At 72.5% G+C, this 23870-nt stretch carries 14 protein-coding genes; 9 read left to right on the forward strand and 5 right to left on the reverse strand.

Annotated features, from left to right (window positions below):
* The first annotated feature begins 65 nt into the window (after positions 1-65).
* Complete coding sequence (locus Q7L73_RS04060; RefSeq protein WP_304689625.1) at positions 66-509, forward strand: MarR family winged helix-turn-helix transcriptional regulator; 444 nt, start codon at positions 66-68, stop codon at positions 507-509.
* 4 nt (positions 510-513) lie between these two features.
* Here the strand turns inward: Q7L73_RS04060 and Q7L73_RS04065 are convergent, their stop codons facing one another.
* From Q7L73_RS04065 to Q7L73_RS04075, 3 genes are all read right to left on the reverse strand, one after another.
* Positions 514-2025, reverse strand: coding sequence for a CoA-acylating methylmalonate-semialdehyde dehydrogenase (locus Q7L73_RS04065; RefSeq protein ID WP_304689623.1), 1512 nt, complete (start codon positions 2023-2025; stop codon positions 514-516).
* Between the two features lies 1 nt (position 2026).
* Complete coding sequence (locus Q7L73_RS04070) at positions 2027-3427, reverse strand: aspartate aminotransferase family protein (protein ID WP_304689621.1); 1401 nt, start codon at positions 3425-3427, stop codon at positions 2027-2029.
* Positions 3428-3525: 98 nt separating this feature from the next.
* Positions 3526-3978, reverse strand: a complete 453-nt coding sequence (locus tag Q7L73_RS04075; protein ID WP_304689619.1) for an SRPBCC family protein — start codon at positions 3976-3978, stop codon at positions 3526-3528.
* 27 nt (positions 3979-4005) lie between these two features.
* On the opposite strand from Q7L73_RS04075, the gene Q7L73_RS04080 reads away from it, so the two are divergent.
* On the forward strand, positions 4006-4596 hold the full coding sequence (locus Q7L73_RS04080; protein WP_304689617.1) for a TetR/AcrR family transcriptional regulator: 591 nt from the start codon (positions 4006-4008) through the stop codon (positions 4594-4596).
* Here the strand turns inward: Q7L73_RS04080 and Q7L73_RS04085 are convergent.
* Positions 4593-5594, reverse strand: coding sequence for a Fic family protein (locus Q7L73_RS04085; RefSeq protein WP_304689614.1), 1002 nt, complete (start codon positions 5592-5594; stop codon positions 4593-4595). The two genes, Q7L73_RS04080 and Q7L73_RS04085, sit on opposite strands and share 4 nt — an antisense overlap.
* Before the next feature lie 9 nt (positions 5595-5603).
* Positions 5604-6215 carry a TetR/AcrR family transcriptional regulator gene (locus Q7L73_RS04090; protein WP_304689613.1) on the reverse strand — a complete coding sequence of 204 codons (612 nt, stop codon included), beginning with the start codon at positions 6213-6215 and terminating at the stop codon, positions 5604-5606.
* A 268-nt stretch (positions 6216-6483) separates the two neighbouring features.
* On the opposite strand from Q7L73_RS04090, the gene Q7L73_RS04095 reads away from it, so the two are divergent.
* From Q7L73_RS04095 to Q7L73_RS04125, 7 genes are all read left to right on the forward strand, one after another.
* Entirely contained in the window at positions 6484-6831 is a 348-nt protein-coding gene (locus tag Q7L73_RS04095) for a hypothetical protein (RefSeq protein WP_304689611.1), read from the forward strand.
* Positions 6832-6867: 36 nt separating this feature from the next.
* The gene (locus Q7L73_RS04100) at positions 6868-8400 is read left to right on the forward strand and encodes a multicopper oxidase family protein (protein WP_304689609.1); all 1533 of its coding nucleotides are present in this window, start codon (positions 6868-6870) and stop codon (positions 8398-8400) included.
* A gap of 135 nt (positions 8401-8535) precedes the next feature.
* Positions 8536-8874 carry a hypothetical protein gene (locus Q7L73_RS04105; RefSeq protein ID WP_304689607.1) on the forward strand — a complete coding sequence of 113 codons (339 nt, stop codon included), beginning with the start codon at positions 8536-8538 and terminating at the stop codon, positions 8872-8874.
* 75 nt (positions 8875-8949) lie between these two features.
* Complete coding sequence (locus Q7L73_RS04110) at positions 8950-12468, forward strand: hypothetical protein (protein ID WP_304689605.1); 3519 nt, start codon at positions 8950-8952, stop codon at positions 12466-12468.
* Positions 12468-13784: a hypothetical protein gene (locus tag Q7L73_RS04115; protein ID WP_304689603.1), complete on the forward strand. Its 1317-nt coding sequence runs from the start codon at positions 12468-12470 to the stop codon at positions 13782-13784. The genes Q7L73_RS04110 and Q7L73_RS04115 overlap by 1 nt, the downstream gene beginning before the upstream one ends.
* A complete protein-coding gene (locus Q7L73_RS04120; RefSeq protein ID WP_304689601.1) occupies positions 13784-23581 on the forward strand; it encodes a LysM domain-containing protein in 9798 nt (3265 codons plus the stop codon). Before Q7L73_RS04115 ends, Q7L73_RS04120 begins: the two co-directional genes overlap by 1 nt.
* Positions 23578-23865 carry a hypothetical protein gene (locus Q7L73_RS04125; protein ID WP_304689599.1) on the forward strand — a complete coding sequence of 96 codons (288 nt, stop codon included), beginning with the start codon at positions 23578-23580 and terminating at the stop codon, positions 23863-23865. Before Q7L73_RS04120 ends, Q7L73_RS04125 begins: the two co-directional genes overlap by 4 nt.
* Positions 23866-23870: the final 5 nt, after the last annotated feature.

The following is a 23870-nucleotide window of genomic DNA, read 5'->3' on the forward strand; positions in this document are numbered from 1 at the left end:
TCTCCCACACCGCATTCAGGGGTGACAGGTCACTCTTGACATCTGCCGGTATCTTCATCGGCGCGATGGCGATGTCCGAGCCTCCCGAGCGCAGCCCCGCGCGCGTCGGCTACCTGATCGCACGCGCCGACAGAGGCGTTCGTCGCGGCGTGGCGACGCGGATCGCGCCGCACGACCTGAGCCTGCCGCAATACACGGCGCTGTCGCTGCTGCGCGAGCGCGGCGGCCTCTCCAACGCGCAGCTCGCGCGCCGCATCTTCGTCACGCCGCAGTCGATGGCGGCGGTGATCGTGTCGCTGGAGGAGCGCGGCCTGATCGAGCGCACGCCGGCCGCCGGCCGCGTGCTCAGAACGGAGCTGACGAGCGCCGGCCGGCGCGTGCTCGACGCCTGCGACACGCTCGTCGACGCCTACGAGCAGGAGCTGCTGGCGGAGCTGTCGCCCCGCCAGCGGACCGCGTTGCGCGAGGCGCTCGCGAAGATCGCGCGCGCCGCCGAGACGCGCGACTGATCCGCTATCTGTGGACCGGGAAGCCGAGGTCGATGCCGCGGTCGGCCGGGTCCGGCCAGCGGCGCGTGACGACCTTGCCGCGCGTGTAGAAGCGGACGCCGTCGGGGCCGTGGACGTGCAGGTCGCCGAACAGCGAGTCCTTCCAGCCGCCGAAGGAGTGGTAGGCCATCGGCACCGGGATCGGCACGTTGACGCCGACCATGCCGGCGGTGATCTCCTGCTCGAACTGGCGCGCGGCGCCGCCGTCGTTGGTGAAGATCGCGGCGCCGTTGCCGTACGGGCTGCTGTTGGCGAGGTCGATCGCCTCGTCGTAGGAGTCGACCCGCACGACGCACAGCACCGGGCCGAAGATCTCCTCGTCGTAGATCGCCATCCCCGGTCTGACATCGTCGAACAGCGTCGGGCCGAGCCAGTGGCCGCCGTCGCGCGCCTCGACCTGCAGCGTGCGGCCGTCGGCGCGCAGCGTCGCGCCGTCGCCCTCGCCGCTGTCGACCAGCGCGCGCACGCGGCCGAGGTGGCGCTCGCTCACGAGCGGGCCCATCTCGGAGGCCGCGTCGAAGCCGTCGCCGACGGTCAGGCCGGCGATCCGCTCCTCGATCTTCGCCACCAGCGGGTCGGCGCTGGCGCCGACCGCGACTGCGACCGAGACCGCCATGCAGCGCTGGCCGGCCGAGCCGTAGCCGGCTGAGACGAGCGCGTCGGCGGCGAGGTCGAGGTCGGCGTCGGGCAGCACGACGGCGTGGTTCTTCGCGCCGCCGAGCGCCTGCACGCGCTTGCCGTGCGCGGTCGCCGTCTCGTAGACGTGCTTGGCGATCGGCGTCGAGCCGACGAACGAGACCGCTCTCACCTCGGGGTGGACGAGCAGCGCGTTGACCGCGTCCTTGTCACCGTTGATGACGGTGAAGACGCCCTCGGGCAGGCCGGCGTCGGCGAGGATCTCGGCCAGCAGCAGCGAGGCGCTCGGGTCCTGCTCGGAGGGCTTCAGCACGAACGCGTTGCCGCAGGCGAGCGCGACCGGCGCCATCCACAGCGGCACCATCACGGGGAAGTTGAACGGCGTGATGCCGGCGACGACGCCGAGCGGCTGACGCAGCGAGTAGGAGTCGACCCCGCGCGAGACCTGGCCCGACATCTCGCCCTTCAGCAGCTGGCCGAGCCCGCAGGCGAACTCGATCACCTCGAGCCCGCGCTGGACCTCGCCGGCGGCGTCGGAGAGGACCTTGCCGTGCTCGCGCGTGATCGCGCGCGCCAGCTCGTCGCGGCGAGCGTGGACGCCCTCGCGGAAGGCGAACAGGACCTTCGTGCGCTGGCCGAGCGACGACTGGCCCCAGGCCTTCGCGGCCTCGGCGGCGACGCGCACCGCGCGGTCGACGTCGGCGTCGGTCGCGAACGCGACGCGCGCGACGAGCTCGCCGGTCGCCGACTCGGTCACCTCGCCGAAGCGGTCGCCGCTGCCGGCGTCCGGGCGCCCGCCGATCCAGTGCGCGAGCGTCGTGGGAGTGGTGGTCGCGGTCATGTCAGGCAGCTCCGATTGTTGCTGTGTCCGTGAGGCTCATGTGCTCGCCGGCGTCGGTCAGGACGTCGGCCAGCCGGTCGACGATCTCGTCGAGCACGGCCGTGTCGCTGATCAGCGGCGGGGCGATCTGCAGGACCGAGTCGCCGCGGTCGTCAGCGCGCGCGATCAGGCCGGCGTCGAGCAGCCGGCCGGGCAGGAAGCCGCGCAGCAGGCGGTCGCGCTCGGGCTTGTCGAAGGTGCGGTCGTGCTCGTCGCCGACCAGCTCCATCGCCCAGAAGTAGCCGCGCCCGCGGACGTCGCCGACGATCGGCAGCGCCAGCAGCTCCTTCAGCCGGCGCTCCAGGTGTGCCTCGCTCTCGCGCACGTTCTGGAGGATGCCCTCTCGCTCGAAGATCTCGATGTTCTTCAGCGCGACGGCGGCGCTGACGGGGTGGCCGCCGAAGGTGATGCCGTGCCGCAGCGGCACGCCGGAGCTGTGGATCGTCGCGGCGACGCGGTCGCTCACGAGCACCGCGCCCATCGGCGCGTAGGCGGAGGTGATCCCCTTCGCGGTCGTGGCGATGTCGGGCACGACGCCCTCCCGCTCGCTGCCGAGCCAGTGGCCGAGCCGTCCGAAGCCGCAGATCACCTCGTCGGCGACGAGCAGCGCGCCGACCTCGTCGGCGATCTTGCGCAGCCCCGCCCAGTAGCCGGGCGGCGCGACGAGGCAGCCGCCGGCGTTCTGGACCGGCTCGGCGATGATGATCGCGACCTCGTCGCGGCCGGCGGCCTCGATCGCGTCGCGCACCTCCTGCAGCAGGCGCGCGCAGTGGGCGGCCGGGTCGCCGCCGTCGGGCGCGCGGAAGCTGTTGGTGTTGGAGACGTGCGTGACGTCGATCGCGGGCGCTCCGAACGGCTCCTTGAAGCCGGGCACGCCGGTGAAGCTCAGCGCCCCGAGCGTCACGCCGTGGTAGGCGCGGTCGCGCGCGATCGCCTTCAGCCGCTGCGGCTCGCCCGTGGCGACGAAGTGCTCGCGGACGATCTTCCACATCGTCTCGACCGACTCCGAGCCGCCGTTGGTGAAGAAGACGTGGTTGAGGTCGCCCGGCATCAGCTCGGCGAGCTTCTGCGCCAGCGCGATCGCCGGCGGGTGCGCCGTCGCCCAGTTGGTGTTGAACGCGAGCTTCTGCATCTGCCCGCTCGCCGCCGCCGCCATCTCCTCGCCGTACGAGTAGCCGAGCTGCGAGCAGAAGAGGCTCGACAGCGCGTCCACGTAGCGCCGGCCCGCCGTGTCGAACACGTACGGCCCCTCACCCCGCTCCAGCACCAGCAGGTCGCGCTCGCCGCCATACGCGGCCGCATGGTTGGTGAAGTGCAGGAGCAGATGCTCCCGCGCGCTCTCGTGCAGGGCGGAATGACTCATGCCAGCACCATCCCGCCCCCACCCGCCGCCCACCATGCGCAACCCGTCGGAATCTCGCGCGCGCATGCGGACGGGGTGTGTGGCGGGCTCGCCCGCGCTCAGCCGGGCAGCTGCTGCGCCAGCCGCTGCAGCGCGCGCTCGTTGCCTCTGCGCAGCAGCGAGCGCACGAGCGGGGCGAGGGCGCGGTCCAGCAGCGGCGCCTGCTCCCAGGCGTAGGTGAAGGAGACGCGCGTGCCGCCGGCGGGCAGCTCGGCCAGCTCGTAGGTGCCGACGCCGACGCGTCTGCCGCCGGCGCTGACGTTGCGCTCGACGATCCGCTCCGGGGCGGTGGCCGCGACGACCTCGATCTCGACCGGCTCGCGGCGGCCGCCGGCGGTCGAGTGCACGTGGGCGCGCGCGCCGACGCCGGCCGCCGGAGCGCCCGGCGGGTAGCTCCAGTCGACCAGCATGTGGTCGGTGAACGGCTGATGGTTCGCCATCACGTCGAGGAAGGCGAAGACGTCCGGCCGGTGCTGCGGGACGTCGATCGAGACAGTCACGGGCTTGGGCATGATGTACCGGATGGTACACTTCGCGCAGTGGCCCGTCGAGACGCTCGCGAACGACTGCTCGAACGGGCGCTCGCGCACATCGAGCAGCGCGGCATCAGCGATCTCTCGCTGCGCGAGCTGGCGGCCGCGATCGGCACCAGCCACCGCATGCTGATCCACCACTTCGGCTCCCGCGAGGGCCTCTGGGTCGCGGTCATCAGAACGGTCGAGCAGCGCCAGCGCGACGCGCTCGCCGCCCTCCTGCCGACGCTCGGCGACGACCTCGGCGAGGCGATGCGGGCCTGGTGGCGCCACCTCGCCGACCCGCTCCTGCACCCCAACGAGCGGCTGTTCTTCGAGCTGTACGGTCAGGCGCTGCAGGGCCGCCCGGGCACGACCGAGCTGCTCGACGGGATCGTCGACGACTGGCTCGAGCCGGCCGTCTCGATCAACGTCGCCCACGGCCTCGACCCCGACGCCGCCCGCGCCCACGCACGGCTCGGCATCGCCGTCACCCGCGGCCTGCTGCTCGACCTGCTGGCGACCGGCGACGTCGAGGGAACGACGCGCGCGTTCGACGCCTGGGTCGCCCTCACCGTCCCGGCGCTCAGAGCGCCGCGCGCCGAGGCAAGCGACTAGCGCGACGCGCCGGCGTCGAGATCGCGCGCAGCGACGCGGCAGGCGACCAGGCGGGTCCAGACGGCGCCTTGCCCAGATCCCTCGACGCCGATCTCACCCTCCCGGCGCAGCTCGGTCAGGACCAGCCGGAAGGTCGGATCGCTGATGCCGTGCAGCGCGGCGCGCAGGTCGCGCAGGCGGAACGTCCGGCCGAACGCGAACATCAGCACGTGGCGCCGCGCGACCTCCTGCTTGGTCAGCCCGGCCGTGCTGCGCGCCGCCGCGATCCGCCCCTCGAAGTCGTCGTAGCTCTCGCCGAGGACCGTCACGAGGTACTCGATCCACGGCCACAGGTCGTGCTCGCCCTCGTGCCAGCCGACCTGGCTCTGGCGCAGCGCGGCGTAGTACGACTGCTTCGAGGCGTAGATGCGCTGCTCGACGCTGGCGTAGCGCGCGACGCCGTAGTCGTTGCGCAGCAGCTCGTTCGTCGTCAGCAGCCGCGCCAGCCGCCCGTTGCCGTCCGCGACCGGGTGGATCGCCAGCAGGTCGAGCACGAATGCGCCCAAGAGCAGCAGCGGGTGCGCGACCGCTCGCTCGCAGGCGTCGCGGTACCGCTCGACCAGCTCGGTCAGCAGGAACTCCGTCTCCTGCCACGGCGGCGGTCTGAAGATCAGCTGCCGCCGGCCGGTCTCGTCGTAGAAGACGATCTCGTTGTCGCCGTGCTTGAGCCGCCCGCCCTGCCCGCCGGAGTGGAGATAAAGCTGCCGGTGCAGATGCAGCAGCAAGGGCAGCGAGACCCGCTCCACCGGTTCCGCCGCCATCAAGCCTTCGATCGCGTCGCGATAGCCGGCGAACTCGCGCTCGTTGCGGTTGCGCATCCGCGCGTCGGCCTGGCGGACGAGCTTCTCCGCGCGCGCGGGCTCGACCTCGTGCCCCTCGATCGCGGTCGACACCATGATCGACGCGACGCGCGTCTGCAGCGCGAGGCTGTCGAGCAGCTCTGGCTGCCGCAGACGCACGAGCGCGTCTCAGCGCAGCATTCTCAGCACGAGATCGGCGTGCAGGCGGCCGATCGACTCGGGGTCGCCGCCGCGCTGGGGGGCGTACCAGCGGGCCGAGTCGACGCCGAGCGAGAGGATCGCGCGGACCGTGCCCTGGAGGTCGTCGACGCGCAGCTCGCCGCTGTCGGCGCCGCGGCGGATCTCGTCGGCGATCAGGCGCTCGGTCGCCTGCCGCAGCGCGAGTATCTCGGCGAACCGCTCCGGCGGCAGCGCGCGCAGCTCGTGCGCGGTCACCTGGCCGAGCGTCGCGAAGCGCGCGTGCCAGGTCGAGAAGGCGGTCACGAAGGCGGCCGTCCGCTGCGACGGGGTCTGCTGCGCGTCCATCGCCGCGCGCGCCTCCTCCAGCACCGACTCGTGCCCGATCCGCATGATCTCGTGGAGCATCTCGACCTTCGAGCGGTAGTGCACGTAGACGGCGGCCGGGCTCATGCCCGCGCGCTTGGAGATGTCGCGCGTGGTCGCCGCCTCGAAGCCGCGGTCGGCGAAGGCGTCGAGCGCCGCGAGCAGCAGCCGGCGGGAGCTCTCCGGCTCGACGTGCGCCCAAAGTTCGGCGTACAGCCGGACCGTCTCGTCTTCCATGCCGACAGGATCGCCGATGCGCGGCGGAAACGGCCCCGTCACGGGCGCGGGCGCCACCTTCTGACAGTTCCGGATTGCACGGATCGGTGTGATGTGCCACTCTAAGCAAGCGCTTAGTCACTGAAGGAGAGAACCCGTGCTCTACCAGTTCAGCCGCGCTATGTACCGAGCCCTCGCCGACGACGTCGCCGAATCGCCCGGACCGTGCGCAAACGACCGCAGCAACCACATCCGCGTCCTGCGCGCATGCGAGACGACGCTCGACCGGATGGCGACCGACCGGTGGTACTTCGCGAAGCCCACACGGAGCCTGATCCGCGAGCTGCGCCCGTACTTCCCGCTCGGTGCGCAGGCCCACATGAACTCCGTCGTGGAGCGCTACCTGGCGCTCGCCGACGAGGCGATCGAAGAGCAGTTCGAGCGTGGATACGACTTCGCCGGGAACCGCCTCTGCTGTCGCGCGATGACGCGCAAGGGCACGCCCTGCCAGCGCCTCCCGCATCCGCGCAACGGCTACTGCCCCTCGCACCAGCACCTCGCCGACGCCGACGAGCTGGCGCACACGCGCGTCGAGGCGGCGAACATCCCGCTCGAGCGGGTCGCCGTCGCAGCCTGAGCACAGCCGTCCCCGCACAGATATAGGGTGCGCGCCATGCGCGCCAGCTTCCGGAGCCTCCGGCTCTTCCTCCTTGGCGCCCTCGCACTCGCGGGGGCGCTGCTGTTCTCGGCCTGCGGCACGATCGGCTCGACCGACGCCGTCAACGCCGCCGCGACGACCACGACGCCGGCCGTCGACTGGACGCCGAAGGCCGGGCTGCCGTTCAGAGAGCCGGTCCAGCTGCACGCCAGCAACGGCCGCCTGAAGGTCCGGCTGGAGGCGAAGAGAGGCAGCATCGAGGTCTCCGGCGCGCCGGTCGTGGCGACGCCGTTCAACGGCCGCCTGGTCGGCCCGACGCTGCACGTCAAGCCCGGCGACACGATCGAGACGCTGCTCGTCAACGCGACCGACCAGGACACGAACATCCACTTCCACGGGCTGCACGTCAGCCCGAAGGGGATCGGCGACAACGTCTTCCGCACCTTCAGACCGGGCACGACTGTGAAGTCGCAGGTGACGCTCCCGCGCGACCACCCGCCCGGCACCTACTGGTACCACGTCCACCTCCACGGCCTGACCGAGGGCCAGGTGATGGGCGGCCTCTCCGGCCTGCTGATCGTCGAGGACCTGAAGCAGCTGCTGCCGAGAAGGCTGCGCGGCATCAAGGAGCGCCAGCTCGCGATCCGCGACCTGCAGACGACCGGCGGCGTCGTCGACGACGCCGAGCAGATCGACCCGCAGGGCCCGACCCAGCGGCTCGTCAACGGCCTGCTGAGACCGAAGCTGTCGCTCAGATCGGGCGAGACGCAGCTGTGGCGGATCGGCAACATCGGCTCCGACCTCTTCTACAACGTCGCGCTCGAAGGCCATACGCTGCAGGTGATCGCGGAGGACGGCTCGCCCGTCTGGAACGTCCACCCGGCCAGCCACCTCGTGCTGCCGCCCGGCAAGCGCTATGACGTGCTCGTGACCGGCGGCAGACCGGGCAGCTACCAGTTCAAGACGCTCAGATACGACGAGGGCTTCGAGGCGCAGCCGAGAGTCGAGCTGGCGTCGGTCACCGTGACCGGCCCGAGAGCGACCGGCGCGGCGGCCCACCCGGCGATCCCGAGACGGCTCAGAACGCCCTCGACCCCGCTCGGCAAGCGGCCGATCGCGCGCAAGCGCACGTTCGTCTTCAGCTTCGGCACGGGCAGAACGTTCGAGGCGCTGATCAACGGCAGACAGTTCAACCCGGACGTCAACAACGCCGTGCCGATCCTCAACACGGTCGAGCAGTGGACGCTGGTCAACAAGAGCAACGAGGACCATCCCTTCCACATCCACGTCAACGACTTCCAGGTCGTCAGCGTCAACGGCAAGCCGTTCCACGCCAACGGGCTGCAGGACGTCGTCGTGATCCCCAAGAACGGCGGCCGGGTCGTGATCCTCAACCCGTTCGACGACTTCCCCGGCCACTTCGTCTTCCACTGCCACATCCTCGGTCACGAGGACGCGGGCATGATGCAGACCGTCGACGTCATCCGCAGAGGCGCCAGACCGACACCGCCGCCCGGCGGTGGCATGGCGCATATGCACGACAAATGATTCACTGAAGAACAGTTCAACGAACGTCCAGCATCGGTTGCGTTTGAACATTCCTGACTGGTAGGTTGCGCCCGCACGTGCCGACGGTCCATCGATTGGTGGATCGTCGGACCTACAACCAGCAGGGGACGCGATATGAGCGCGCAGGACCTCGAGGCAGGCGCCGTCGCAGTGACGGTGGGCGGTTCACGGACGTTCGCCGGCCAGTTCAAGGTCGAGTGGACCCCGTCTGAGACGAGAGGCGAGCTGACCGTCAGAGTCTATGGCGGCGGCGCCCTGCTCGACCAGAGAATGTTCGACCCGGACAACGGCACCCAGCAGATGCAGGGCGACAACGGGACGTACTCGTTCAACGGCCAGGTCATAGCCGGCTTCAACTCGCCGCCGACCTCCGGCACGCTGATCGCGCAGGACCTCAGCTTCAAGGGCCCCAACGGCTCGCCGAGATTCAACGGCGTGCTCGGCTCCTGGTAGCCGCCTGACGGCGGCGGCAGCTCCTCACACCACCCACCATCCGACGAACCCGATCGCCGAGCAGGGGTCCGCGACGTGTCCGTGCCGAAGGCCGATGCCTTCTTCCAGCGTGTCGCGGGTTCCGCGACGGCGACGCTCTACGCCCGCCCGGCCGGCAGCGCCGGGCCGGGCTGGGTCGCGTTCGTCGCCTTCGCCGCCGACCAGCCGGCCGAGCTGACGCTCGCGCAGGCGTGGTCGAACTACCTCGGCAACCCGCGCGGCGGCCGCAACGGCGGCTGCTTCGTGCTCGCGCAGGCGCCGCCGGCCGCGCAGGCGTCGTGGCTCGACGGCTTCGAGCGCGCGGTCGCCGAGCGCAACCGCGCGTTCGGCGACTTCGCCTACCGCTTCCTCTTCTTCGGCGACCCGACCATCCCGGCCGCGGCCGTCGGCTCGGTCGCCTTCTCGACCACCGACGCGGAGCGGCCCGGCGTCGTCCAGGGCCTCGCCGGCAGCGAGACCGCGATCGTCGCCTCGCAGTTCGGCATCTCGATCGCCAACTCCGCGTATCTGCGGCTCGACCTGGACGGCGGCGGCCTGCGCTTCGCCCCCAACGGCGACGCCGGCGTCGTGCTGCTGGCGAACAAGTATCGCGCGGCGACGCGCCCGCTCGACGGCGGCGGCGACGTCGCGGTGCCGCTCGCCGGGACCGGCGGCGGCACGCTCCGCTTCGGCCTCCAGCTGCGCGTCGCACGCGAGCCCGAGCGCGACGACTTCACCCTGCTCGACGTCGGCCTGAAGTGGTTCAGCGGCATCGGCAGCGGCGCCGCCAGACGGATCGTCAGCCTCCGCTATCCGCTCTTCGGCCCGCCGCTCGACGGCGCCGCGATCCCCTTCGACGTCTCCTTCGACCCGCTGCGGCCGCTCGCGCGCGACCGCACCGCCTTCACCTTCCGCGGCCAGCCGGAACGCGACGGCCGCGTCTGCGCGCCGATGGAGAGCGCGCTGCGCGACGGCCTGCTGCACCCGTTGCGGATCCGGCCGCTGGCCGGCAGCGCGCAGCTCGTGCTGCAGCGCGACCGCGTCACCGTCGACAGCCCCGGCAGCCACCAGCGCGAGCTCGTCTACCTCGCCCCCAGCGGCCCTTACGCGCTGCTCCCCGGCGACAGCAGACCGGCGGCCGAGCGCGTCATGTGCGGCACCTCTCCGCTGGAGCAGATCGTCGTCGACCCGCCCGGCTCGCTGCTGACCTTCCACCCCGACCAGCCGGCCTACTCGCCGCTGCTGGAGAGCCCGCCGCCGCCCGCCGGCGCGCCGCGGCTGACCGCCGACTACCTGACCGCGTGGGCGACCGTGACCAGCGCCGGCGATCCCTCCGGCCCGGCCCCGCTCTACCTCGCGCAGCCGCAGGGCGCCGCCCTCTACGCCCACGGCGACAGAGCCGACGTGCCCTACCTGGTCCACGCCGAGACGCCGGCGGCGGCGCTGCGCGACGCGCGCGCGAGCGCCTCCTACCCGCTCGCGCAGTACGCCCAGCTCGCCTTCGGCGGCCGTCCCGACACGTTCGACGCCGCCCAGGTCGCGCGGCTCGAGCGCGCCGTGCTGTCGGTCGAGCGGCGGGCGCGGATCGCCGGCAGCGGCTCGAGACCGTCCGGCGGCGACGGGCCGAGACGGGTGACGACGCCGCAGGGCTTCATCCTCGACCTCGGCCCCGACGGCAGCTGGAGACGGATCCACCTCGGCCAGACGTCGTGGTCGCCCGACCCCGCACGCGTGCCCCCGACCGTCACGACGCTCGCCTTCGCCGACCCCGACGACAGCGTCCGCGGCGCCTTCCAGACCAACCAGCAGTTCCTCGTCGTGACGCAGCCGAGAACGCCGTGGAGACTGGTCGGCTCGACCTCGCCGCCGCCGCAGCCGGGCTGGAAGACGACCTTCGAGGACGCGCTCGCGCCGCAGGGCTGGCCGTTCGACATCCGCGTCGGCAGCGGCTCCAACCCCGGCGACTACCGCAACGTGCTGATCTTCAAGTTCTGCGACGGCTCGCTGGAGGCGCGCGTCGACGACGTCGCGCGCTGGACGGCGGCCGGCGACTTCAACAGCGACCCGACCGACGTCGCGGCCTGGCTGCGCGACTACATCGAGCAGGCGAAGGTGCTCGCCGCCGGTCCCGACGGCGACTACTTCCGCCGCTTCGTCGAGGCCGTCACCTCGCCGAGCTGGCGCGGCCTGCTGGCGCTGCGCGCCGACGCCGACGCGACGCTGCTGCCGCAGGAGCTGCGCGGGCTCGCCGCCGGCATCGACCCCGACCGCTTCAACGCCCACCACGTCGGGATCGACCTCAGCTTCGTCGACACCGCCGGCGGCCGCCTCGCGCCCGACGGCAACAGCTCGGTCTTCGCGACCGTCTACTACGTCGACCCCGACTACGCCGCCAACCTCGCCGCCGGCGCCAGCCCCGACCTCCCCGTCCCGGTGACGGGCACCGACGACTTCGCCTTCCGCGTGCTGTCGCTGAAGACGCTGTTCGTCAACGCGCAGGTCACCGCCTTCGCGAGCAAGGCGCAGGTGACGCTCGACCGTCTCTTCGGCGAGCAGGTCTCCGGCCTCACGCTCAACGCGCAGCCGGCGCCGAGCAGCTCGCTCGTGCTCGACGGCACCTACGAGAACCATGACGGCGTCGGCATCTACGTCTTCGCGACCGGCGCCGACGCGCGCTTCGGGCTCGTCTCCAACCTGTGGCGCTCGCTGGAGATCGTGCGCGCGACCTTCTCGACGCTGCGCGCGCCGGCCGCGGGGACGGTCCTGTCGCGCTTCTCCTTCCAGGGCTTCCTCGACTTCGCCACGACCGAGGTCGACGACGGCAGCGGCGGACGGGTGCCGTTCGACCTGCTGTCGTTCGGCGGCACGGGCGCCGGGCCCGACCCGACCGGCAGCGGACTGCCGTTCGGCGAGCTGCACCTCGACATGAGCTTCGACACCGCCTCGCCGGGGTCGCCCAGCTTCGCCTTCCTGATCGACCAGATGACGTTCGCGCCGACCGTCGCACAGGCGCGCGCGACGAGCCTGTTCGCGCGGATGCCGCTGACGCTGACCGGGATCGTCGCCGGCAGAACGCCGCCGGCAGACCTCGGCTACCTGCCCGTCAGCCCGCTCGGCCTGCCCGGCGCCCCGCTCGGCGACGCCTGGCACGGGCTCGTCTTCACGCTCGACCTCGGCAGCGCCGGCGCGCTCGCCGCGCGTGCCGGCTTCAGCGCGCAGCTGCTGCTCGCATGGGGCCCGGCGAGCCAGGGCAACAGCTTCCGCCTCGCGCTCGGGCTGGCGCTGCCGGGCGCCAGCCCGACCTCGCGCGGCCTCTCGCTGCAGGGCGTGCTGAAGCTGACGATCGACCGCCTGCTGCTCTACAGAGACCCGGGCAGCGGCACGTTCGTGCTGCGGCTGACGAACGTGCTGCTGTCGCTGCTCGGGGTCAAGCTGCCGCCCGGGACGTCGACCGCGTTCATCGTCTTCGGCAACCCCGACCCGAACCAGCGCGACACCGTCGGCTGGTACGCGGCCGTCAACCGCGAGAGAAGAAGAAGAGACGGAGCGCTGCTGCTGACCGGGGGAGGCGGCTGATGCCGAAGAAGCTCGTCTACTGGAACGTCCAGCATTTCAGCGCGGACAAGTTCTTCGCCCGCAAGCGCCGCCGCGTCGGCGACGACCAGGAGGGCTGGGGCGGCAACGCCGCCTTCAACTACCGGCGCGTGCTGTTCGACACGATCACCGCCCACAACCCCGACTTCATCGTGATCGTCGAGGCGCGCCCGGCCGGCAACATCGGCGAGGGCCAGCTGCTGCCGGACCCGGGGACGATGCTGCTGCTCGACCACCTGCGCACCTACGACGACAACAACTGGGCGCTCGTGCCGCCGGTGATCAGCGGGCTCGGCAACGCCGGCGAGGGGATCGCGATCTTCTACCGCCGCTCGCCGACGCTGTGGTTCACGGGCCCGTGGCGCTGGCCGGGAGGGGCCGGGCCGGGCGTGGCGGCCGGCAGAGCCGGGCTCTACCCGGCCGCCTACCGCTACGCCTTCTCGCAGCCGATAGACAACCGCAGAGTCCCCGGCGGGAGCCGCTACAACGGCGGCCAGATGGAGCGCAGACTGGCCGCCCAGTGGCGCTACAGAGACGCCTTCGGCGCCGTCCGCGACTTCGGCGGCCTCGGCACCCGCTCGCCGTTCCGCACGACCTTCTTCGACTCGGCCGCCGGCCAGGACTTCCAGATCGTCGCGTTCCACGCCGCGCCCGGCCAGTGGGGGTTCCCGGGGCCGGTCAACGCCCCCTCGGTCGTCGCGACCGCCGCCGCCGGCGGCCTGCCCGAGGTGCAGGCGCTGCACGCCAACGAGACGACGGTCTTCGTCGGCGACTTCAACGTCAGCCTCTTCGACGCCGTCACCACCGGCGCCGCGTACGCGAACTTCCCCGCCCCGGCGTGGAGACGGGTGATCACGCAGAACGCGGGCAGAGCGATGCCGACGACCTATCCCGCCAAGGGCTACCTGATAACCCACCAGATGGGCGTCAGACAGGCGACGCCCTCCGACGAGAACGGCTACCCGGCCTTTGGCTACGCGACGACCGAGGCCGACTGGTACGGCGTCTACGACTCGATCGACAACGCCTTCGTGCGCAGCGGCGCGGTCGCCAGAGCGACGATCGCGAACATCGTCACGGGCGCGCCCTACAACGCGGTCGCGGCGCCGAGAGCCGTCCCGGCCGGCCACTACGCCTACCCGAGCGAGCTGAACGACCCGAACACGATCAACGTCCCCAACGGCTACGACCCGGACGGCATCACGTTCGACGACGAGGTCGACGACTTCCGCACGATCGACAACTACGGGCTCGTCTACGGCGTCAGCGACCACCTTCCGCTGGTGTTCGACTTCTGATGGCGCTCGCGGAGCTGACAGCAGCGCTGCGCAGAGCGGCCGCCGGCGGGACGCTGACGCTCGACCGCGCGACGCTGACCGCGCCGGGCACCGGCGTGACGCTCGACGCGGGCTACGACGCGCTCGTCCGCAGCGCCTTCGGGCTCGGTCCCGGCGAGGCGTGGAAGCTCGCGATCACGCCGGCCCAGATCCCAGATCCCAGCGGGGAAGAGCTGCGCATCAGCGCCGGCAGATCGAGCTTCGCGGGCCTGAACCTGACCGGCGCGCCGGTCGACCTGCGGCTGCGGCTGCCGGCCGGCAGCGACCGGCTGCTCGTGACGGCCGAGCTGGGCCTGAGCAGATGGACCTTCCAGTCGAGCTTCAGAGCGATGCGCGGCTACCCGTTCGAACGGCTGACCTACAGCGCCCCGGGGTTCGTCTTCGCCGCCCAGCCGCAGCCGTCGTACGACGCCAGAGGCGTCGGCGCGGTCATGCTCGCCGCCGGCCTCAACCTCGCGATGCTGCTGAAGGCCGCCGGCCCGGTCGCCGAGGTGAGACGGTTCGTGACGCTCGCGCGCGACAGCTTCCCGTTCGCCGGCCCGCTCGACCTCGCCGCGAGCCCGCGCATGCCGGCGCTGAGACTGCGCGCGGAGCTTGACGGCACGCTCGTCAGCATCGGCCCGCTGACGGTCGACAGACCGTTCGTCGAGCTGCGCGTCGAGTACGTCGGCGCCGCGCGCACGCGCTCGATCGTGCTCGTGCTGGGGATGCGGCTGTCCGTTCCCAACGGCCCGCCGCTCGACTTCACGACGCAGCTGCGCGAGGACCAGGGCGAGGCCGTCCTCGCGCTCGCCGCGCCCGACGACCGCCCGCTGACGCCGGACCAGCTGTTCCAGCTCGTCGGCGGCCAGTCGTGGGGAGCCGGCGTGCCCGGCCCGCTGCGCAGCGCGCTCCAGTCGGTCGGCTTCAAGGACCTCGAGGCGAGCACCACCACGGCCTTCCCGCCGCAGCTGCGAACGCTCACGACGCGCGTCGGCTCGACCGCCCCGCTGCAGCTGTTCGACCAGTTCAGAATCGACGAGTTCGACGTCATCTGGTTCCTGCGCAAGGAGGCCGACGGCTGGTCGAACGAGCTGCAGTTCATCGCCTGGTTCCAGTTCTACCCGGAGCTGTTCGACGGCGAGTTCGAGGTCGGGATATCGACCGAGCTGCAGCTGTGGGGCTCCTTCAGCGGCAGAGTGCCGCTGGCGAAGCTGCTGTCGACGGTCACCGGCGGCCTTGTCACGCCGCCGTCGAGCGTCAGCTACGACCTCACCCAGTTCGCGCTGTCGCTCGACGCGCCGCGCAGAAGCTTCGCCTTCTTCGTCGCCGGCGACGGCACGCTCGACCCGTTCGGCAACGGCCTGTTCGTGCTCGGCGCGGTCCAGTTCACGCTCACCTCGACGGCGACGACCGACGGCCGCACCTATGGCGCCGGTCTCAACGCCGCGCTGCTGCTGGCCGGCTTCCCGCTGACCGTCACCGCCGACTACGAGACCGGCGGCGGCTGGAACTTCCGCGCGGCGATGCCGCCGAGCGCCTCCGTCTCGATCCAGGACTTTCTGCAGCAGCTGTTCCCCGGCGCGCAGGTGCCGGACTTCCTCGCACAGGTCCGCATCAGCAACGTGCTGCTGGCCGCGCACACCGGCGGCAGAGATGCCGGCTGGCTGCAGACCGGCGCCGCCGTGCAGCTGCGCGACGTCGACCTCGGCTTCCTCGGCACCTACACGCTCGACGCCGACGCGCAGCTGAGACACACCGCCGGCAGAAGCCCGTCGACCGAGGGCGGCTTCTCGTTCGCGACGACGATCCCGGGGATCGGCGCGCGCGTGACGCTCGGCTACAGATTCACGACGGGCAGAAGCCAGCTCGTCAGCGTCAGCTGGGGTCCGTTCAGAGCCGACTACGACATCACCAGATCGGTGCTGACCTTCTCCGTCGGGGAGGCGACGCTCGGCGGCGTGCTCGGGCAGCTCGTCGGGCTCGTGATCGGCGACGACGGCTACCGCCTGCCGCCGCCGTGGAACCTGCTCGACTCGCTCAGCCTGCGCGGCTTCGAGATCGTCTTCGACTTCAGCAGAAGACCGGCCCAGGTGAGCGTCAGATACAGACTGTCGCAGCCGCTGGACCTCGGCTTCCTGAAGCTGACCGGCCTGGAGCTGGGCAAGGCCGGCGACAGAGTCGTCGTCAGACTCGACGCGACCTTCCTCGACGGCAGCACGGTGCCGGCCTTCGACCCGCTCCAGGGCCCGCCGACGCCGCCCGGCAGAGCGCCGCTGGACCTCAGACTGCTGGCGCTCGGCCAGCGCGTCACCGTCTCCGGGATCGAGAGATCGAGAACGATCCTCGACGCGATCCAGCTGCTCGCCTCCTTCGACGACACGCCCGGCGACGGGCTGCCGAGAGGCCCGACGTTCAGCGCCTCCTCGCCGTGGCTGGTCGGCCTGCACGTGCTGTTCGTCGGCGAGACGGTCGACATCGCCGTCGTCTTCGTCGACCCGGCGCTGTACGGGCTGCGGATCGCGCTCGCGGGCGAGAAGGCGGCGATCTTCGACGGGCTCGCGTTCGAGATCCTCTACAAGAAGGTCACCGACACGATCGGCGTCTGGCAGATACGGCTCGCGCTGCCGAGATCGATGCGGATGCTGCAGTTCGGCGCGCTCGCGATCACGCTGCCGGAGCTGGGCCTCGACGTCTACACCAACGGCGACTTCAGAGTCGACTTCGGCTTCCCCTACAACAGCGACTTCAGCCGCTCGTTCGGGATCCAGTACTTCCCCTTCACCGGCGCCGGCGGCTTCTACTTCGGCAAGCTCAGCGGCGAGACCGCGACCGGCCTGCCGAGACCGACGCAGCCGGGCGCCTTCGACCCGGTGATCGAGTTCGGGCTCGGGCTCCAGCTCGGGCTCGGCAAGGACATATCGGCCGGCATCCTGACGGCCGGCATCAGCCTCACCGTCTTCGGCATCGTCGAGGGCGTGATCGCGGCCTGGAACCCGGCCGGCACGCGCGGCGAGCTGGTGCAGCGGACCGGCGACGAGGCCGTCACGACGGCACTGGCAGCGCTCGGCGGCGGCGACGTCGGCAAGAGCTACTACTACCGCGTCGCCGGAACGATCGGGATCATCGGCAAGATCTACGGGTCGGTCAACTTCGCCATCGTCAAGGCGAGCGTCAACCTGACCGTGACGATCTCGCTGCAGGCGGTGATCGAGGCGCACCAGCCGCTGCTGATCGCCTTCCAGGCGAAGGTCGACGTCTCGCTGTCGGTCGAGATCGACCTGTGGCTGTTCTCGATCACGATCCACCTGACCTTCTCGATGACGGTGCGCGAGTCGTTCACGCTCGGCTCCAGAACGGCGGCGCCGTGGGGCGCCGTCGGCAACGGCGAGGGCGCCCGCGCGCGGCTGCTCGACCGCGCCGCCACGCCGCGGCTGCTGACCGGCGCCGTGCGGACGGCGCCGTTCGCCGCCCCCGCGCCGAACGACGAGCGGACCGAGGTGAGACTGTCGTTCGCGCTGCAGCCGACCGTCGCCGGCGATCCCGCCGACAGCGCGACGACGAGAGCGAAGCTCGTCGCGATGCTCTACATGGATGCGCCGCACCCCGACACGCCGCCCAGACGCGACGGCAGCGAGCCGGCCGCGACCTCGTTCGAGCGCTTCGCCGAGACGGTCTTCGTGTGGGCCGCGGCGGCCTTCGGCGGCAGCGGCGAGGGCAGCCCGACGCTCGCCGAGTTCGCCGCCGGCGGCTTCACGCAGGCGCAGCTGGCGACCGCCTTCGCGCGCCTCGCCGACTCCGCCGCCGAGCGTCCGCTCTCCTACGCGAGAGACATCGTGCCCGGCCTCTTCGCGCAGCTGAGATTCAGCGTCAGCGCGCTGGAGGGGAGCCTCGACAGCGCCGCGCCGTTCCCGATGATCCCGCAGCTCCACCTCAGAGCCGGCGCGGTCGACCGCACCTTCGCCGACGGCCTGCAGGTCGACGACGACTACCTCAGACTGCTGCGCGCGTACTTCGAGCGGATCGCCGCCCGCTACCAGGACGAGCTGGCGAGACGGTTCGACGGCGGCCCGCCGCATGCGCAGCTGCTGCGGGTCGAGGACCCGACGACCTCCTACTCGGCCGCGATCGTCGAGGACTTCGTGCTGCTGCTCGCGCGCGGGATGCTGAGAGCGGGCCTGGACGCCTTCGACGACTACGCCGAGCCGTACGGCGGCCGCAGCCTCGCGACGATCGCCGAGGCACTCGGCAGACTCGGCAACAGCATCGACGCGGTCGCGCTCGGGGCCGCCAACGCGCGCCTGCCGCTGCGCGCCGGCACGATCCTGACGCTGCGCGACGTCCGTCATCAGCTCGCCGCCGACGAGTCGTTCGCCAGCCTGCTGAGCCGCTTCGGGATCGCCGACCGCGGGCTCGCGCTCGTGACCGACCCCGCCAACGCGAACGTGCGCGGGATCCTGCGCCTCGGCGCGACGCTCGCCGCCGGCGGCGTCAGACACGAGGTCGGCGAGCTCGACACGCTCGCGTCGGTCGCGGCCGAGCCCGGCTGGAGCGCGGCGCTGCTGGCGCAGGCGCTCGCCGACGACGCGACCGCGCTGCTGCCGCTGTCGCTGCTGACGCTGCCGCAGATCGCGTACCCGGCGCTCGCCGGCGACACGCTCGCCGCGGTCGCCGACGCCTTCGGCCTCGCGCCAGCCGCGGTCGCCGCCGACGTCGCGACGCTCGGCGCGCTGTTCGACGACCCGCACGGCGATCTGACGCTGACCGCGCCGGGCCTGACCGCGCTGCCGGTGACGAACGTGATCGGCCTGATGCGGGCGCGCGAGGCGGCGCCGCACCTGTCGGGCGCCAGCGCCCGCTTCCTGCTCTACGGCATGCGCCCGCCGGCGCCCGCGAGCGACAGAAGACTGGGCTCGCCGACCGCCCTCTACGACCTCAACGGCCAGCAGTTCGACGTGCCCGCCGACACCAGCGGCGATGCCGTCCTGTCGCTCGGCGGGACGCTGCCGCCGTGGATCGCGTTCCTCAGAGGCGGACAGCCGGCGCAGCAGTCGTCGGTCTCGCAGCCGCTCGCCGGGATCGCCAGAACGGCTTCCGACCTCGCCGCCGAGGCGCGCGCCAGAGGCGTGCCGGCGCGCGTCGAGGCGATCTACCCGCTGCCCGGCTTCGGCGACCGCGGCCGCCGCTTCACGCTGCGCCGCACCGCGCCGCTGCAGGCCGCGGTGGCGCCCGCGTACCCGTTCGACGACGGCGGCAGACAGCCGCCCGGCGCGCCGCGGCTGTGGTTCGTGCCGAGCGCGCTGGCGCAGGCGCTGACGGCGCCGTTCGAGCTGCCGGCGGCGTTCGCGCTGGAGGCGACCAGCGCCGGCGTCCCGCCGCAGGTGACGGCGCCGCGCCGCTACGGCTGGGGCACGCTCGTCGACGTCACGATCAAGCAGGGGACCGAGCTGCCCGACACCTATGAGGTGTTCGGCGGCGGCGCTGCCGCGACGGCCGCACTGGAGGCGCTGATCGACCCCGCCGACCCGGTCTCGATCGCCTCGATCGCGCTGCTGACCGGCGCCGACGCGACTGGCCAGGCGCCGGCCGGCTACGTCGACCTCGGCCTCGACGACGCGCGCACCTACCTCGTCAAGACCAACCTCTCGACCGAGACCAACCCCGGCGTCGGCGTCAGCGCCGCGGCGGTGCGCGAGGCGCCGCCGACGAGCGGCCTGCTGAACGACCCGCACGACTTCCTGCGGCTGCTGTGGGAGGCGAGCGTCACACGCGCCGGCGGCTTCATGCTGACCTACCGCCGCAGCGACGGCAGCAGCCTGCCGCAGGCGCTGTTCGCCGGCGGCGACACGGCGACGCTGAGCGTGCTCGTGCTGCACGAGCCGGCGAGCGAGCGGCGGCAGGTGCACCGCGCGGCGAACGTCGTGCTGGTCGGCGACGGCTTCGACCCGGCCCACGTCGACCTGGCCGCGGTCGCGGCGGCGCAGCCGGCGAAGCTGATCACGAGCGACGAGTCGCTCGAGGCGCTCGACGCGCGCTTCCGGATCGAGCGCTCGGCGCTCGCCGAGCAGGTCGCGCGGCTGAGACTCGCGGCCGGCGTGACGCTGGCCGTCGACGGCCTCAGCCACCAGGTGCGCGGTCCCTCCAGCAGCGATCCCGCGACCGAGACGCTCGACCAGATCGCCAGCCGCTACGGCGTCGCCGCGCAGGCGATCGTCGCGCTCAACCCCGGCGTCGGCTTCAGCCCGCTGCTGGCCGGCACGCTGCTGCGGATCCCGCCGCTGCAGGCCGCCGCCGCGACCTACCCGACGCTCGCCGCCGTGCGCGACGGGCTCGGCGCGAGCGTCGCGCGGCTGGCGGCCGACAACGGCGCGACGATCCGCTTCGCGAGCGGCCAGACGCTCGCGTTCGAGGACCGGCTGACCGACCGCGTCGCGACGCTGCCGCCCGGCAACGTCGGCTTCACGCTCACGCGCACGGCGATCGACGACAGCGCCAGAGACGCCTCCGCGGCGCTCGGCCGGCTGTTCAACATGCTCGGCTTCGGGCTCGCGCAGAACGTCTCCTTCGGCGCCACGACGGACGCGCTGCCGGTCGGCCCGACGCGCGCGGGCGGCAGAGCGAGAGCGACCCGCGCGGCGCTGCTCGCGGCCGCCGCCGCGGACACCGGCTGGCACTACGAGCAGACCGTCTTCGTCGCCGGCAGCGCGACCGGCGGCGACCCGGCCGATCCCGACCCGTACGGCGGCGTCGGCGGCTGGGCGCAGGTCCGCTTCGCCCCGCGCGATATGTTCGGCAACGTCGCCGCCTCGGCGATGACGCAGCCGCGGCTGGCGCCGCCGCAGATCGCCAACGACGCGCCGCTGCGGGTCGCCTACCGCGACCCGCTGATCGGGCCGGGCGGCTGGCCGAGCGTCGCCGCCGGCTACGCCTTCGCGCGCAGCGGCAGCGCGCCGCCGGCGCTGACGCTGACCTTCCACTTCGACCCGTCGTCGTACACGCCGACGACGCCGCCGTCGCCGACGAGAGATCCCGACAGAGTCCCGGTCTGGCAGCAGCGGGCGCTCGCCGACGCCGTCACCTACCGCCAGCTCGCGCGCCAGCTGAGCGCGCCGCGCGTCAGCGCGAGCGTCGCCACGACGCTCGACGGTGCCACCGCGCACGCGCTCGCCGTGAGACCGTTCGCCGCCTTCGCGAGCGCCGCGGCGGCCTACCTCGCCGCGCTCGCCGCCGACCCCGCCAGCGCGCCGGCGCCGCCGGTCGCGCCGACCGTGTCGCTGCCGGTCGCGGCGACCAACGCGGGGGACCTGTTCGCGCTGCGGGTCGAGCTGACGCTGGCGCGCGCCGCCGCCGATGTCGACGACGACTTCCGCGGCAGCGCGGCCGAGCGGCTCGTCACGCCGATCGCGCCGCAGGTCGACGCGAACAGCGACAGAGCGCACGCGCTGACGGCCTTCGCGCAGGCGCTGGAGGAGGCCTACGCCGCCGCGCCGGTCTTCCTCAAGGTCGCCTCCGGCCGCTCCCAGCGCGAGTCGGCCGACGCCGACAGCATCTGGATCGTGCGGCTGCGGACGGCGCCCGGCAGAGCCGGCGACCCGGGCATCGCGATCGCGATCGACGGCGACGCGCGCTACTACGCGCCGCGCCCGCTCGCGAACGTGCTGCTGTCGCGCGGCGACGTGCCGCTGCTGCCGTTCGACCCGCAGACGGGCGTCGCCTGGGACAGACCGGCCGAGACCGCCTTCACCAGCGTCGCGCTCGACACCTGGGGGCGGCAGGCGCTCGCCGCGCTGGACCGCTTCCTGTCGCCCGACTTCGCCTCCGCGACCTTCCTGCTCGACCACGTCGACCCGGGCAGAGCGGGGCTGCTGGCCGGGATGCTCGACGTCAAGCAGCGGCTGGCGGCCGCGATCGCCGGGACGCTGCAGCCGATCCTGACGCAGCCGCCGCTCCCCCGCGACGACAGACGGCCGCTCGACGACGCGGTCGAGACGATGCGCCAGCAGGTGCTGTCGCGGGCCGAGAACGCCTACGTCGTGACGGCGATCTGCCAGTACGCCGCGACGGTCTCCTCGCCGTGGAAGGACGCCCCCGGCAGCGGCGTCTACGCGCCGCGCCTGTACGGCCCGCTCGACGTCACGCCGCGCGGCGGCGGCACGCGCGGCGCCGACGAGCCGGCGCAGCCGTGGTCGTTCACGGTCGCGCGGCCGAAGCTGGCGCCGCAGGCGTCGTTCGTGACGAGCGCGCTGACGGTCGTCGACCCGGCGGCGCAGACGAGCCTGCCGCTCGCGCTCGACTTCAGCCTCTCCAACATCGAGCACGAGATCGAGCGCGGGATCGACGGCGACTACCTCGCCTCCTCGTGGCTGGCGCTCGTGATCCCGTTCTCCGCGCAGCAGGCCGGCGCGCCGCGCATCGACCTCTCGATCGGCGACGTCGACGTCCCGGTCGTGCTGCGCGAGGTGCCGACGCCGCCGACGCTGCGCGCGCAGGAGGCCGATCCGCAGCCGGCCGACGAGGGCGACGCGGCGACGCGGCTCGCGCACGCGAAGGCGTGGCAGTACGGCTTCACCTACGAGAAGGACGTGATCGCGCAGGACACGATCGACGCCTCCGTCCTCTTCAACCTCTCCGAGGAGGAGCCGAACCTGCGGCTGGCGGCGCGCGAGCTGGACCTGTTCGACCACCTCGCCCGCTTCGTCGCGATCTGGCCGCAGCTGCTGCCGGTGCTGGTCGAGGTGCTCGTGCCCGACAGACTCGACCTCGACCCGGCCAGCGAGAGCTACAGACGCGCCCACCGGCTCGTCGCCGACCTGCTGCGGCTGCTGCAGCCGCTGCCGCAGGCGTGGGCGACGTGGCACGCGCAGCCGCAGGAGCGGCGGCTGCTGACCGCGCTGGCGAGCGCCGACAGCAGCAGAATCGACTTCTCGATCGCCGAGCGCAGAGGCGACGCCGACGTGCTGCAGGCGATACGCACGCCGGGCGCGCAGACCGCCGTGATCTGGGACCCGAGAGCCGGCAGAGAGGTGCCGCTGCCGCCGCCGCTGCTGACGATCGCCGATGGCGAGACGGTCTGGAGAGCGCAGCCGGTCAGCGGCGTCGCGAACACGTTCGAGTACGCCGACAGAGACGGCGCGCTGCTGACCTGGACGCGCGCCTCGACGACGCTGCGCCAGCGCACGCCGCAGTTCGCCGGGCTCGGCGACGGGCTCGACGTGGCGGCGTTCGAGAACGCCTGGTCGGCGCTGCGGGTGCTGCGCAACCGCGATCTGGTGCGCGCGCCCGACGGCAGAGTGATCCCGACGACGCCGGTGTTCGTCTATCAGACGCCGGAGATCAAGTTCGCCTCGCGCGTGACGCCGCGGCTGCAGCGCGACGGCGAGATCGACGTCGCCGGCCTCTCGGCGCCGCCGAGACAGCCGCTCGCGACGCACCTGCAGCGGCTGGCGGACGCGCTGATCGGCAGCGCGGCCGGGGCGAGACTGCTCGTGCGCTTCGACGCCGAGTTCGGGCAGACGCTCGGCGACGGCCTGCCGGCAGCGGTCGTGCCGATCCTGCTCGGCACCCCGACCGAGCTGGACAGAGCGAGCGCACCGGCGTTCGTCAGAACCGTCGCCGGCTTCGTCGTCGACTGGTTCAAGGCCAACGGGCCGGGCGACGGGGAGCTGCGCTTCACGCTGACGCTGTTCCCGACCCTGAGCCGCAGCCGCGTGCCGCTGTTGCAGCTGACCGGTCTGCGGCTGCGGCGGGCCGACGTCACCGACCTGCCGCCGGCGAGATGATCGAGCGCGACTTCGGGCCGTTCCGCTTCACCGTCGAGCCGCAGGAACAGGAGGTCGCGGTGAGACTCACGTACGCCGGCGCGCCGCTGTGGAATGGCAGCTTCAGACCGATCGCAGCGGCGCAGGCGCCGCTGCTGGTCGAGATCGACACCGGCATCAGTGCGAGCGCGACGCTGACGGCCGAGTTCGGCGCCGCCGGCAGCAGCCAGCTGCACGCCGACGAGCTGCAGCTGCGCGCCCCCGGCTACGAGACGACCTTCACCGGCACGGTCGCGTTCTGGTGAGCGCC

Origin of the sequence: Conexibacter sp. CPCC 205762 (assembly GCF_030646155.1) — a bacterium.
Taxonomy (GTDB): Bacteria; Actinomycetota; Thermoleophilia; order Solirubrobacterales; family Solirubrobacteraceae; genus Conexibacter.

Bases quoted from the DNA above. Each gene is read 5' to 3' on its own strand.
- Q7L73_RS04060 (WP_304689625.1), top strand. From the start codon at position 66: ATGGCGATGTCCGAGCCTCCCGAGCGCAGCCCCGCGCGCGTCGGCTAC.
- Q7L73_RS04065 (WP_304689623.1), bottom strand. From the start codon at position 2,025: ATGACCGCGACCACCACTCCCACGACGCTCGCGCACTGGATCGGCGGG.
- Q7L73_RS04070 (WP_304689621.1), bottom strand. From the start codon at position 3,427: ATGAGTCATTCCGCCCTGCACGAGAGCGCGCGGGAGCATCTGCTCCTG.
- Q7L73_RS04075 (WP_304689619.1), bottom strand. From the start codon at position 3,978: ATGCCCAAGCCCGTGACTGTCTCGATCGACGTCCCGCAGCACCGGCCG.
- Q7L73_RS04090 (WP_304689613.1), bottom strand. From the start codon at position 6,215: ATGGAAGACGAGACGGTCCGGCTGTACGCCGAACTTTGGGCGCACGTC.
- Q7L73_RS04095 (WP_304689611.1), top strand. From the start codon at position 6,484: ATGGCGACCGACCGGTGGTACTTCGCGAAGCCCACACGGAGCCTGATC.
- Q7L73_RS04100 (WP_304689609.1), top strand. From the start codon at position 6,868: ATGCGCGCCAGCTTCCGGAGCCTCCGGCTCTTCCTCCTTGGCGCCCTC.
- Q7L73_RS04105 (WP_304689607.1), top strand. From the start codon at position 8,536: ATGAGCGCGCAGGACCTCGAGGCAGGCGCCGTCGCAGTGACGGTGGGC.
- Q7L73_RS04115 (WP_304689603.1), top strand. From the start codon at position 12,468: ATGCCGAAGAAGCTCGTCTACTGGAACGTCCAGCATTTCAGCGCGGAC.
- Q7L73_RS04120 (WP_304689601.1), top strand. From the start codon at position 13,784: ATGGCGCTCGCGGAGCTGACAGCAGCGCTGCGCAGAGCGGCCGCCGGC.
- Q7L73_RS04125 (WP_304689599.1), top strand. From the start codon at position 23,578: ATGATCGAGCGCGACTTCGGGCCGTTCCGCTTCACCGTCGAGCCGCAG.